This is a genomic window from Lysinibacillus mangiferihumi (assembly GCF_003049665.1).
Lineage (GTDB): Bacteria > Bacillota > Bacilli > Bacillales_A > Planococcaceae > Lysinibacillus > Lysinibacillus mangiferihumi.
The window spans coordinates 148729-160877 of sequence record NZ_PYWM01000005.1 but is presented as its reverse complement, the minus strand read 5'-3'; the positions used below and the strand labels follow the sequence as shown (position 1 = coordinate 160877).

The window sequence follows — 12149 nt, the reverse complement described above, 5'->3', positions numbered from 1 at the left end:
CTAAATTACATTACACTTCAGCCTGTAATTGTCGCTCTTTTGTTGCGGCATTCACTTGCTCGTCTGCGTGGTAACTACTGCGTACAAGTGGGCCTGCTTCACAATGCTTGAAGCCTTTTTCCATTGCAATTTTGCGAAGTTTACCAAATTCAATAGGCGAATAATATTTTTTTACAGCTAAATGTTTTTTTGTTGGTTGTAAATATTGACCAATTGTCATAATATCCACGTTATTCGCACGTAAATCGTCCATTACTTCTAAAATTTCTTCATGCGTTTCACCTAAGCCAATCATTAATGATGATTTAGTTGGAATGTCTGGTTGCATCTCTTTTGCTAAACGAAGAAAGTCTAAAGAACGTTCGTATTTTGCACGCGCACGTACTCTTGGCGTTAAACGACGTACTGTTTCAATATTATGATTTAAAATATCTGGTCTTGCATCCATTAGAAGTTGAAGATTTTCCTTAATACCTCCAAGGTCTGAAGGCAATACTTCTACTGATGTTAAAGGGCTTTTACGACGAATAGCGCGCACAGTTTCCGCTAACACTTCTGCACCGCCATCCTTTAAATCATCACGAGCCACCATTGTAATAACAACATGTTTTAAGTTCATAATCGCTACTGAATCTGCCACACGTTCTGGTTCTGCAAGGTCTAACTCATTTGGTAAACCCGTTTTGACAGCACAGAAACGACATGCGCGTGTACAAACTGAACCCAAAATCATCATTGTCGCTGTTCGACGCTCACCCCAGCATTCATGAATATTTGGACAACGTGCTTCTTCGCATACTGTATGAAGATTTTTTTCACGCATAAGCTTTTTAAGACCCTTATATTCATCGTTCGTGTTTAGTTTAATTTTAAGCCAATCAGGTTTTCTTACATGTTCTTCTTTTTCATTGCTAGTAGGTTTACAGGATGTCATACAATTTCGCCCCTATCAAAGTAATCTTTTGTTGAATATGATCTACCATCACTGTTGTCAATGTATCATATTACACGAACTGCAACAACTAACATTTACTCTCAACCTAACATTTCTATTGATATGGCACCGGCACTTCTATAGATGGCTGTACCGCATCTGTGCCATTCGTATAAATATTTGGTACTGGTCCTCTCGTTAACCCCATTGCTACAGGAATATCCTGTGATACCGTCGTTGACTTACTAGCAAATGGCACAATTATTTGGACATTCACTTCTATATGAATGCCAACTTCGACATACGCACTATTAATACCAAATTCTCTAATATCCGCTGTAACATTACTATGGACATTGCCAATTACATGAAAACGTATGGGTATTTTAGGCCCTAAATTACCGAGTAAAGGAATATCAGCAGCCTGTGCAAGCGGAACGAAAAAGACAATACCATCTCCTTGTTGAATTTTATTCACATCATATTCAACATTATCTAAATCCGGTAAATGGGACAATTCTCCGTGCTCAGCTTGTTCTAAATACATTTTCACAAGTTCAAGTGTTTCTGCACGCACTCTATTAATAATTTCTGTATTAAATTTTGTGGTCACTGACGTACCAGATGGTACATCTTCGATTATATCATTAACGTCCAATACGTTAGAAGTACGTGAGTTAATGGCTTTACTAACAACATACGACGCAATTTTATTCGTCTGCACTTCTGCATATTCCAAATATGTGGGTTTAAGACGCTCATTTAAAAAATACAGAAATAATGCGATACAAATAATACTTGCGACAATTAATAAGGTTAAACGATTGAGCTGCATTCCTCTTTTATGATTCGTTCGCAATTTCATCCTTTTTCGAGGGAAAAACAAAAAAATCTCCTCCTGTTCTACAACGTATGAACAGGAGGAGCAAATTATACGACTCTCGTTGGTACTACATAATCAGTTTCAATACTATCAATTTTTACAGTTGGATAGTCCACTAAATTAATTTCATATGTCGCTGTAAGTAATTCATTACGCTCTTCAAAAATTCGAATCCATGGCAAGGCAGCATCAAACGTATTTTGTTTAGAAACAATGCCTCGGCGACCATCTGATAATTTTAAAATCAGCCCATTCGGATAATGGACAACCGATCTTTTTAATGCATTAACAATTCGTGCATCATAAATAGTGCCTGAGCCGGCTTCAACAATGGCAAGCCCTTGTGATGGTAGCATTTTTTCACGATATACACGGTTTGTCGTCACCGCATCGAATACATCCGCTACACCAATAATTTTGGCAAATGGATGGATTTCAAAATCAACTAAGCCACGTGGATAACCACTTCCATCAATGCGTTCATGATGTTGAAAAGCGCAATGTGCAACCAGTAAGGAAATAGAATGCAAATTACGTAATAAATCAAACCCGTAACGCGTATGCATTTTCATCATCTCAAATTCCTCATGTGATAAGCGACCTGGTTTTTTTAATATCTCTTTCGGCACCATAAGCTTTCCAACATCATGCAATAAGGCACCAATACCAATTAAACGAAGATCTTCAGCAGAATGACCTAATTCTTTTGCTATTGCAATCGAGTATAAAGTCACATGAAAAGAATGCTGATATAAATATTCATCAAATAAATAAGCATCTGTTAAAACCGTTAAAATTTCATTATTACCCGTAATAGCTGAGAGTAGTTCATCGACAATCGTGACAATCGCTTTCGACTGTTGATCCAGTATATAAGAGGCATTCACCGTACTTAAACCATTCAATGATTGGAAAGAATCTTTAATAGTTGAAATGGCTTTATTCCGGACATCAGTAGGAACTGTCTCCTTGACTTCAATGCCTTCAGAAATTTTGTCATCAATATATAAATAATGCGTATTCAACTGTTGAAGTCTTTCAATAATACGTTCATTAATGACAACGTCTTTCTTTAAAAGTGGATGACCTGCCTCATTCCAAATGGTTCTTCCTAGTACCATTCCTTCTTTTAATACATCGATTGAAATTAATCGCATGACTTCTTCCCCAATCCATTCTTAAAGCATTTTATCTATCGCTTAAAGAAACTTTGCCCATAATCTAACATAATGTTTCGTAAAAAATCAGGTAAAATATATTTTTTCTTTGCATATTTAAAGCTAGGATAAAAATAACCGAACGTAAATAAATCCAGCGTTACTAATTTATAAGTACGTTCATTATCTGCAATCTTTCCATTAATGAGCAATTGACGCTCCTCATTCATTGCAAAGCCATACGTCAGCATCTTACCAAAAACAACGCCCCTAAACCCTAATCCTTTAAGCTCCATATTGGGCCACTCTTCATTTTTCGATTGCTGAAAAATCTCTTTTATTTCAGATACCGACAATTCGATTGTACATAAATTAATTGGATGTGGAAAAATTTTATGTAAATCAAGCGCGGTTACCGTTCCTTTTGGAAGGCCCTCTAAAAAAATCCCTGCATTAAATAACGCACAATCTGCACCGCTTTTTTCTATAATTGCTTGCGCAAATAAGTGAGATAATTGTGAGTAATGGAACCATTCTTTATTGTACATTTTTTCTGTTGAAAATACAGGCTTGTCTAATAACCTTTTGCCTTCTTCTTCTAAAGTTAGCAAAAATTCATTTTCATTTTCAACAATTGGCAAGTCCTTATTATGAATTAAAGTATCCTTTTTTTCAACAATTTCTCTCGTTTTTTTATCATATTCTATCACGAGATGTCCAGTATATTGGCCAAATTTTCCTCCGCCAGTAAGCAATACACCATTGATGAACTTTCCATTTGGCAATGTATGATGCGTATGAGACCCAAAGATAACATCAATTTCAGGACATTCCTCTGCGAGCAGTTCATCTTCAGTAATTCCTAAATGTGACAGACAAACAACAATGTCTACTTCTTTACGCAGTTGATGGGTTAATCGAATAAGGGAACTTCGTGCATCGTCTATTTGCCATTGCAATTCCTTATAATAAATTTCGAACATAGCTGTCGCTGCAATAACCGCGATTTTCGTGTCATTTTTTGTAGTTAACACAACGTAAGGCTTTAGCCACATTGGGTTTTGTCCCTTCAAGGCATTAAAGTTCGCCACTACGACTTCAAATAGCGCGTCATCATATAGATGAAACAACTCATCATGAGACAGTGTAATGCCTTCATTGTTACCGATTGTCACAACATCATAACCTGCATCGTTTAATAATTGGACATTTCCCTTCCCAATAGTCGCATCTGTATAAATATTTGACCTATCTAGATGATCTCCAACATCAACTAAAAAGCTAGTTTCCCCTAGAGCTGCATATTGAGCACGTTGCGCATTGACATAGTTTTGCATGCGTGGCCAATACTTAAAATGACTATGCAAATCATTTGTGTGAAAAATATGAATTTTTTCTAGCATTCCAGCCACCTCTTCTTTACAATAAGCCCTCTATAATGGAACGAATTCCTAATAATAATAAAATAATTCGAAGTGCCAGGACAAGTGTATCTGATTTAATTTTTTTATTGAGTGCTGCTCCTAACTTAGCTCCAATATAAGCCCCAGGAATAACTGGAATCGTATAAAGCCATGGTACATGACCTAAATAAATATGGCTTGCGGAGTTCACAATGGATGTTAAGAACACCATAAACATGGATGTTGCCACTGCCACATGGGGTGGAAATAAAAATAATATGATCATTGCAGGCACAACCATCGAGCCGCCACCAATACCAAATAATCCTGATGCAAAGCCAACTGCAAAGCAGAACAACAACGCAAACCAAATCGGATAGCCGTAAACATATGTTTGTCCCGATGCATCGATAAACTGGTGTTGTGTACCATTTTTCACAAACCATTGTACAGGTTTTAATTTATCGCGTACAAGTAAAATAATCGATATAACAATTAACAATAACCCAAAATATAAATTAAATGAAGGTAAATCCAATCCTTTATTTACCCATGCACCTACCATTGTTCCTGGAACACTACCTAAAAAAAATATAAAACCACTTTTATAATCCACCGTTTTGGATTTCATGTAGCTTAATGTTGATGCTAGCCCGGTGAAAATCATCATCACAACAGATAGGCCAACTACCTTTTGCGGTGTTATATCTGGAAGCAACCCAAGATTTAAGCCAACAAATAAAGTAGCCGGTACTAAAATAATCCCTCCACCTAGCCCAACAAGAGAGCCGATTAGCCCCGATGCTAGTGCAATGATAACTAAAAGAATAAACTCCATTATATTTCTCCTTCAAACATATTTAATTGTTTTGGCGCTAAACCAACATCTCGTATTGCTAATAGCTCCTGAAGCTCCTTTGCATTTTTCGCAGCATGCAACCCTGAGTTATTATTAAATAACACAAATAGCTCCTGTACCTTTGGCTGTATAGCTTGAATATGCTGGCCAAGTTGTTGCAATTCTTCTTTATTATAATCATATAGAAACCGAACTTTGCGCCAGTTTTCCAGATTGCCAGTATTACGCCAACCATGAATATTACGACCATGAATGCGTACAAGTGCCCTATTTGCCGTTACTTTAGGGTAAAAGGGAACAGAGCCAATACCTGCTTGTGGTTCATCACAAATCGTATGAATAAATTGATGTTGCTGCAAGAAATCCATTGTTTGCTGGACAAGCTTGTCTGCATACCACGTGCGATTACGAAATTCAATTGCCACATCGAACTCTTTTAATTGTTGCCTAATATACAATAAATATTGGACATTTTTTGACTGACAATCAAACCATGGTGGAAATTGTGCAAGTACCATCGCTAATTTTCCATGACGTTTAAATTCATTGGCACACTCGATAAACGCGTTAAACATATCATTTTTGGATTCGAAGGGGATTTCCCCACGTAAATGACCGGTCATTCCTTGATAAGCCTTTATAACAAAACGGAATGAATGTGGTGTTAGTTCACACCATTTCCGCACATTGTCAACTGATGGAATTGCATAAAATGATGTGTCTACTTCTACTGTTAAAAAATGACCTGCATAATCAAATAATTTGTCCTTTGAGGCAGTCACACCACTGTATAACGAAGGATGATCGCCCCAGCCTGTTAACCCAATTCGAATCATAAGACTCCCTCCCTATGTACCTAATGATAGCATACACTTTCTAGTGCAAATACTTACAAAAATCAGAACCATCAGTTGATTATAATTGATAATGCAGGATTACTTAAAACGTTGAAAATCATTAATAGATCCCGACATTAATATCAAAATTTTTGCAATATTCTCACCTATGTTTTATAATAGATGCGATTTTAACCAAACATTCTAAAAAATGAAAGGAAAGGGGCAAGGGAAGTGCAAAAAAAAATCATTTATTTCATAGTAGCTTTGATTTTGGTTGTTTCGTTTGGTTCAATTGTTATTCAGCCACAAGCATTGACGACAGATGAGGTAAGTGAAGATTATACAAAAGAAAAGGTTGGTGATACGAGTGGTAAATTATACCAAATAAATAAAGATGAGGTTACAACTTATGGATGGCCTTGGACTGCAATAACTAAAACTGTAAAAAAAGAATATACTTCTGCTGCTGCAGTCCCAGATTCAATCTATTACGAAGAGTATATTGATGGTAAATGGTATCATGGCAAACTAATAAGAACTGGAGAAGTAGAAAAGCTTCAATATACTTGGAGAGCAACTTTCGCAGGTAAAATTAATTATTAAAAAAGGAGTGTTATATATGAATAACTTTTTTAATAAAGGTTTATTGATGGTAAGTGTTGCTTCATTTATTTTACCTTTTTCTAATCCAACTGTTCAGGCAAGAGAAACAACTATACCTTGATACAACAAACACAAACTGATGTATCACCATTTTGGGTTTATGATCATATTCAAACAATCACTTTGACTTTTCCTACACCTTCATTAATTCCTAAGGAAGTACCCTATGAGTATTATCATGAAGTTTACGGCGTAATGAGGAATGTTTTAAAATATGTAAAACATGAGTATATTAAAGGGGAATATATAGCTACATTTACTGGCAGAATGTATAGTAATCCTCTATAAATGATCTTCATTAGAATAAAATAAAATTAGGATGAGACAACCCCTCTTAAATATAAAGTAGATTTGTAGCGTTAGGGAAATACAGACCTACGATGATAAGATTATATCTTAAACAAGGGGTGCAGGATCGCTTAAAATATTTAAATTTTTTGTATAACAAGTTCTGGGAGAAAATTTATAAAAAAAACGCATAAACAATGTTCACAAACCATTGTTTTGTAATTAATTTAGAAAAGGTCGATAGCATAAAATGGGACTAAACCTGGTATATAGGACAACAATTAAAATAGCATCACTCAACCAGTTGTCGGTATTGAACCGGCTACTGGTTGTTTTAAGTTTTGTTTGGATTCGGTTATAGTAATAATAATTTTTATAGTCTTTTACGATCCATTTCCCTCGAGTGTCTTATCTAATTTGTTGGTCTATTCAACCTAGGTAACAGATTCATCATAAACCTCGCTATGTTCTTGTCCCTTTATCCTACTACAGCATAACTGTAGCTTTCTATTTCTCGGATGCATCTTCCAAGCTAAAGATAAGACTTGTATTGTCATAAATCGCTATACAGCAATTACTTACTTATATATAAATAAAAAAGATCGAGCGCAATGCACTCGATCTCTATAAAAAACATATAATTTTATAATTTGTGGATGATTTGTAGGTATTTCACACATTTCACCTTACACATACCATACAGAAACGCTGATGTAGAAAGGTTTACCGGACGTTTACCCGATACTGCCTTCCATCTCGAACTTGATAAGACGGTTCATTTCTACTGCGTATTCCATTGGTAATTCTTTCGTAAATGGTTCGATAAAGCCCATTACGATCATTTCTGTTGCTTCTTCTTCAGAAATACCACGAGACATTAAGTAGAATAGTTGCTCTTCTGACACTTTTGAAACTTTCGCTTCATGTTCTAAAGAAACATTATCATTTAAGATTTCGTTGTATGGAATTGTATCCGAAGTAGATTGATTATCCATGATTAACGTGTCACATTCAATGTTAGCACGTGCACCACTTGCTTTAGGACCGAAACGAACTTGACCCATATATGTTACTTTACCACCTTGTTTGGCAATCGATTTAGAAACGATTGTAGAAGATGTATTCGGTGCCATATGAATCATTTTTGCCCCAGCATGTTGGTGTTGTCCTTTACCAGCTAATGCAATTGATAATGTCATACCACGAGCGCCTTCACCTTTTAGGATACAAGCTGGGTATTTCATCGTTAATTTTGAACCAATATTACCGTCAATCCATTCCATCGTACCGTTTTCTTCAACAACTGTACGTTTAGTTACTAAGTTGTAAACATTATTTGCCCAGTTTTGAATCGTTGTATAACGGCAGTAAGCATTTTTTTCGACGATAATCTCTACAACTGCAGAGTGTAAAGAGTTTGTAGTATAAACTGGAGCAGTACATCCTTCAACATAATGTACGTGTGCGCCTTCATCAACGATAATTAACGTACGCTCAAATTGCCCCATGTTTTCAGAGTTAATACGGAAGTATGCTTGTAAAGGCGTTTCCACTTTTACACCTGGTGGCACGTAGATAAATGAACCACCTGACCAAACTGCTGAATTTAATGCAGCAAATTTGTTATCAGTGTATGGGATTACTTTGCCCCAATATTTTTTGAAAATCTCTTCGTTTTCACGTAAAGCTGAATCAGTATCTTTAAACACAATACCAAGGTCTTCAAGATCTTGTTTCATGTTGTGGTATACTACCTCAGATTCGTACTGAGCTGATACACCAGCAAGATATTTTTGCTCTGCTTCAGGAATACCTAATTTATCAAACGTTGCTTTAATTTCTTCAGGTACTTCATCCCAAGATTTTTGCGTAGCTTCAGATGGTTTAACGTAGTACGTAATCTCATCGAAATCTAAATCGCCAAGGTCGCCACCCCATTGTGGCATCGGTTTTGTATAGAAAGTTTCAAGCGCTTTTAAGCGGTATTCAAGCATCCACTCTGGCTCTTGCTTCATATTTGAAATTTCACGGACGATTTCTTCAGTCAAACCACGTTTTGAACGGAAAATTGATACGTCCTTGTCATGGAATCCGTATTTGTAATCGCCAATATCCGGCATTTTTTTAGCCATTATTTCTCCTCCGTTCACGAATTATTATTCTTTTACGCCTTTTTCCATTGCTTTCCAAGCCAATGTCGCACATTTTATGCGTGCAGGGAATTGTGAAACACCTTGCAGTGCTTCGACATCCTCTAGGTCGTATTTATCGCTATATTCTTCACCCATCATCATTTTTGAGAAAATATCAGCAAGTTCTAATGCTTCTGCTACTTTTTTCCCTTTAATGATTTGAGTCATCATCGATGCAGAAGACATCGAAATTGAACAGCCTTCACCGTCAAATTTCGCATCTTCTACAACACCATCATTCACTTTAAGTGTTAAGTGAATACGGTCACCACAAGTCGGATTGTTCATATCAATTGTGACAGCATCTGTTTCTAAAGATCCTTTGTTACGAGGATTTTTATAATGATCCATGATTACTGAACGGTATAGTTGATCTAAATTATTAAAAGACATCGCCAAAATACTCCTTCGCTGAACGCAACCCAGCAACTAAGCGGTCAATATCTTCCTCCGTATTGTACAGATAAAAGCTTGCACGCGCTGTCGCTACTTGTTGGAGACATTTCATTAGTGGCTGTGCACAATGATGTCCGGCACGAACAGCGATGCCATTCATGTCAAGAACAGTTGCAACATCATGCGGATGTACATCATCTAAGTTAAATGTAACAAGTCCACAACGCTTCATAGGATCGCGTGGGCCAAAAATTTTAAGTCCGTCAATTGTTTCAAGCTGATCCATCGCATAGCCTACAAGCGCATGTTCATGCTTTGCGATATTGTCTAACCCTACTTCAGTTAAGAAATCGATAGCAGCTCCTAAACCAATTGCTCCTGCAATAATAGGTGTACCACCTTCAAATTTCCACGGCAATTCTTTCCACGTTGAATCATGTAATCCAACAAAGTCGATCATTTCGCCACCAAATTCAATTGGCTCCATCTTTTCAAGGTGCTCTTTTTTACCATATAGTACACCTATTCCAGTCGGTCCGCACATTTTATGTCCTGAAAATCCTAAGAAATCGACATCTAGGTCTTGCACATCAATTTTCATATGCGGTGCTGCTTGTGCACCATCCGCTACCATAACTGCTCCATTGGCATGTGCAATTTTAGCAATTTCTTTAATCGGATTAATCGTACCAAGAACATTTGATGCCATGGATACAGACACGATTTTTGTTTTCGGCGTAATTGTTGCTCGAACCTTTTCTAGGTCAAGCGTTCCATCTGCCTCAAGGTCAATGTACTTTAATGTTGCATTTTTTTCTTTTGCAAGCTGTTGCCAAGGTATAATATTAGAATGGTGTTCCATATGTGTGATGACAATTTCATCACCTTGCTCAACATTTGCACGACCATAACTAGAAGCTACTGTATTTAACGCAGTTGTTGTACCGCGAGTGAAAATAATTTCTTCTGTCGTTTTCGCATTAATGAAATTACGAACCTTTTCACGAGCACCCTCGTATTTGTCAGTCGCACGATTCCCCAATGTATGCACACCTCGGTGAACATTTGAGTTATCAAATTCATAGTAATGCTTAATTGCTTCAATTACTTGAATAGGCTTTTGAGATGTTGCTGCACTATCAAGATAAACAAGCGGGTGACCATTTACTTGTTGATTTAATATTGGGAAATAGCTTTTAATGTCTTTATTGATCATTAGCGAACTTTCCTTTCAATAACCTCCGTCAGTTGCTTTTGAACGCCCTCAATTGGTAATTGCGTAACAACTGGCGCAAGGAATCCATGGATAACAAGGCGCTCTGCTTCTGCTTTCGAGATACCACGACTCATTAAGTAATAAAGTTGTAGTGGATCTACTCGTCCTACAGATGCTGCGTGTCCTGCTGTTACATCATCTTCGTCAATTAAAAGAATTGGGTTCGCATCGCCACGAGCTTTTTCAGAAAGCATTAGCACACGTGATTCTTGCTGTGCATCCGCTTTTGTAGCACCGTGTTCAATGTAACCAATACCATTAAAGATTGACTGTGCTGCATCTTTCATCACACCGTGCTTCAAGATGTGACCATTTGAGTTTTTACCCCAGTGACGAACTTCTGTAGTGAAGTTTAGCTTTTGCTCTCCGCGACCAACTACAACTGTTTTTGTATCTGCATGAGAACCATCACCGATAAGGTGTGTAATGTTTTCAGAGATTGTATCTGAATCATTCATTAAACCTAGTGCCCAGTCTACTTTTGCATCACGCGCTAAACGAGCACGACGATTTACATAAGTAGTATAACCTTTAGCCAGTACATCAACCGCACCGTAAATTACTTGCGCGTTATCTTGTACAATGACTTCGGAAATAATATTAGCCTGACCTTTCGCTTCTTCAACTGTAGAAATATATGTTTCTACGTATGTGACAGCTGCATTGGCTTCAGCAACAACTAATACATGGTTATATAGAGAAGCTTCGGCATTATCATTTAAAAATACTACTTGTAACGGTTGCTCAATAACGACGTTTTTCGGTACGTAAACAAATACGCCACCATTTACAAGTGCTGCATGAAGTGCAGTTAATTTATGTTCATCGACTTTTACTGCTTCAGTCATGAAATACTTTTGTACAAGCTCACCATGTTCACGTACAGCTGTTAACATATCTGTAAAAATAACGCCTTTGTCAGCAAGCTCCTGTGACGTTTTAATAAACGCTGGTGTGTTGTTACGTTGAATATATAAGTTTTCTTGAGACTCAAGATTAATTAACCCTCTTGCCTCTTCTGGTAATGCATCTAATGAAGTTAATTCTTCACTGACAACTGTGTGAGTTGGGAAGTTCATAAAATCCCATTTTGTAATATTTGTTCTATCTGGTTTTGGCATATCTAAACCAGCTGCTTTGTCTAGTGCTGCCGTACGAAGCTCTGCAAACCAAGTTGGCTCACCATTCGCTTCTGAGAACGAGCGCACGTCCTGTACTGTTACAGGCAAGTTAAGTTCCACTGTCATGCTAGTTCGTCC

The 12149-nt window shown here is 37.0% G+C and carries 12 protein-coding genes; 2 read left to right on the top strand and 10 right to left on the bottom strand.

Annotated features, from left to right (window positions below):
• Positions 1 to 10: 10 nt before the first annotated feature.
• The 6 genes from lipA to C9J37_RS07160 all read right to left on the bottom strand — a co-directional run bounded on the left by lipA (position 11) and on the right by C9J37_RS07160 (position 6072).
• Entirely contained in the window at positions 11 to 934 is a 924-nt protein-coding gene (gene lipA, locus C9J37_RS07185) for a lipoyl synthase (RefSeq protein WP_107894834.1), read from the bottom strand.
• Positions 935 to 1049: 115 nt separating this feature from the next.
• A complete protein-coding gene (yunB, locus tag C9J37_RS07180; RefSeq protein WP_024364830.1) occupies positions 1050 to 1820 on the bottom strand; it encodes a sporulation protein YunB in 771 nt (256 codons plus the stop codon).
• Positions 1821 to 1864: 44 nt separating this feature from the next.
• Complete coding sequence (locus C9J37_RS07175) at positions 1865 to 2974, bottom strand: HD-GYP domain-containing protein (RefSeq protein ID WP_107894833.1); 1110 nt, start codon at positions 2972 to 2974, stop codon at positions 1865 to 1867.
• A 35-nt stretch (positions 2975 to 3009) separates the two neighbouring features.
• Positions 3010 to 4377, bottom strand: a complete 1368-nt coding sequence (locus C9J37_RS07170; RefSeq protein ID WP_107894832.1) for a bifunctional metallophosphatase/5'-nucleotidase — start codon at positions 4375 to 4377, stop codon at positions 3010 to 3012.
• 16 nt (positions 4378 to 4393) lie between these two features.
• Entirely contained in the window at positions 4394 to 5215 is an 822-nt protein-coding gene (locus C9J37_RS07165; RefSeq protein WP_025220403.1) for a sulfite exporter TauE/SafE family protein, read from the bottom strand.
• Entirely contained in the window at positions 5215 to 6072 is an 858-nt protein-coding gene (locus C9J37_RS07160; RefSeq protein WP_107894831.1) for a DUF72 domain-containing protein, read from the bottom strand. Before C9J37_RS07160 ends, C9J37_RS07165 begins: the two co-directional genes overlap by 1 nt.
• A gap of 234 nt (positions 6073 to 6306) precedes the next feature.
• Here C9J37_RS07160 and C9J37_RS07155 point away from each other — a divergent pair, with 234 nt between their 5' ends.
• Together C9J37_RS07155 and C9J37_RS07150 are read left to right on the top strand one after the other, a co-directional pair.
• Positions 6307 to 6678: a hypothetical protein gene (locus tag C9J37_RS07155; protein ID WP_107894830.1), complete on the top strand. Its 372-nt coding sequence runs from the start codon at positions 6307 to 6309 to the stop codon at positions 6676 to 6678.
• A 117-nt stretch (positions 6679 to 6795) separates the two neighbouring features.
• Positions 6796 to 7026: a hypothetical protein gene (locus C9J37_RS07150; RefSeq protein WP_107894829.1), complete on the top strand. Its 231-nt coding sequence runs from the start codon at positions 6796 to 6798 to the stop codon at positions 7024 to 7026.
• Between the two features lie 734 nt (positions 7027 to 7760).
• Here C9J37_RS07150 and sufB read toward each other — a convergent pair.
• The 4 genes from sufB to sufD are packed head-to-tail and all read right to left on the bottom strand — an operon-like array spanning position 7761 to position 12137.
• Positions 7761 to 9158 carry a Fe-S cluster assembly protein SufB gene (gene sufB, locus C9J37_RS07145; RefSeq protein ID WP_024362718.1) on the bottom strand — a complete coding sequence of 466 codons (1398 nt, stop codon included), beginning with the start codon at positions 9156 to 9158 and terminating at the stop codon, positions 7761 to 7763.
• Between the two features lie 24 nt (positions 9159 to 9182).
• Entirely contained in the window at positions 9183 to 9611 is a 429-nt protein-coding gene (gene sufU / locus C9J37_RS07140; protein ID WP_024362717.1) for a Fe-S cluster assembly sulfur transfer protein SufU, read from the bottom strand.
• A complete protein-coding gene (locus C9J37_RS07135; RefSeq protein WP_107894828.1) occupies positions 9601 to 10830 on the bottom strand; it encodes a cysteine desulfurase in 1230 nt (409 codons plus the stop codon). The genes sufU and C9J37_RS07135 overlap by 11 nt, the downstream gene beginning before the upstream one ends.
• Positions 10830 to 12137 (bottom strand): Fe-S cluster assembly protein SufD, encoded by a 1308-nt coding sequence (gene sufD, locus C9J37_RS07130; RefSeq protein ID WP_107894827.1) that lies wholly within the window; start codon positions 12135 to 12137, stop codon positions 10830 to 10832. Before sufD ends, C9J37_RS07135 begins: the two co-directional genes overlap by 1 nt.
• Between the last annotated feature and the right edge of the window lie 12 nt (positions 12138 to 12149).

What these genes read in the sequence shown, in the direction of transcription:
- lipA (WP_107894834.1), bottom strand. Translation starts at nt 934, where the DNA reads ATGACATCCTGTAAACCTACTAGCAATGAAAAAGAAGAACATGTAAGA.
- C9J37_RS07175 (WP_107894833.1), bottom strand. Translation starts at nt 2,974, where the DNA reads ATGCGATTAATTTCAATCGATGTATTAAAAGAAGGAATGGTACTAGGA.
- C9J37_RS07170 (WP_107894832.1), bottom strand. Translation starts at nt 4,377, where the DNA reads ATGCTAGAAAAAATTCATATTTTTCACACAAATGATTTGCATAGTCAT.
- C9J37_RS07165 (WP_025220403.1), bottom strand. Translation starts at nt 5,215, where the DNA reads ATGGAGTTTATTCTTTTAGTTATCATTGCACTAGCATCGGGGCTAATC.
- C9J37_RS07160 (WP_107894831.1), bottom strand. Translation starts at nt 6,072, where the DNA reads ATGATTCGAATTGGGTTAACAGGCTGGGGCGATCATCCTTCGTTATAC.
- sufB (WP_024362718.1), bottom strand. Translation starts at nt 9,158, where the DNA reads ATGGCTAAAAAAATGCCGGATATTGGCGATTACAAATACGGATTCCAT.
- sufU (WP_024362717.1), bottom strand. Translation starts at nt 9,611, where the DNA reads ATGTCTTTTAATAATTTAGATCAACTATACCGTTCAGTAATCATGGAT.
- C9J37_RS07135 (WP_107894828.1), bottom strand. Translation starts at nt 10,830, where the DNA reads ATGATCAATAAAGACATTAAAAGCTATTTCCCAATATTAAATCAACAA.
- sufD (WP_107894827.1), bottom strand. Translation starts at nt 12,137, where the DNA reads ATGACAGTGGAACTTAACTTGCCTGTAACAGTACAGGACGTGCGCTCG.